Source organism: Pseudomonas juntendi (genome assembly GCF_009932375.1).
Taxonomy (GTDB): Bacteria; Pseudomonadota; Gammaproteobacteria; order Pseudomonadales; family Pseudomonadaceae; genus Aquipseudomonas; species Aquipseudomonas juntendi.
This window is the reverse complement of record NZ_BLJG01000437.1, coordinates 1-329: the sequence shown is the minus strand read 5'-3', so window position 1 is coordinate 329 and position 329 is coordinate 1. Positions and strand designations below refer to the sequence as shown.

The following is a 329-nucleotide window of genomic DNA, read 5'->3' as shown; positions in this document are numbered from 1 at the left end:
GAGCTTGGCGATGTTCTCTGGCTTGAACACCACGTCCCACGAGTCGATTTTGTCCACACCCAGCGCGGCCTTGACCTTCTCCGGGTTGTAGCCGATGCCGATCGAGCCCCACATGTACGGGAAGGCGTGCTTGTTGCCCTTGTCACTGGCATCGCCCACGGCCTTGAGCAGGTCGGGGTCGAGGTTTTTCCAGTTCGGCAGCTTGGAGCGGTCCAGCTCTTCGTACACGCCGGCCTTGATCTGCTTGGCCAGGAAGTTGTTGGACGGCACCACGATGTCGTAGCCCGACTTGCCAGCCAGCAACTTGGCCTCGAGGGTTTCGTTGCTGT

At 60.5% G+C, this 329-nt stretch carries 1 protein-coding gene; it reads right to left on the bottom strand.

Annotated features, from left to right (window positions below; all coding sequences use genetic code 11):
- On the bottom strand, positions 1 to 329 hold a 329-nt coding region (locus tag GYA94_RS26580), incomplete at both ends, for an extracellular solute-binding protein (protein WP_161893445.1).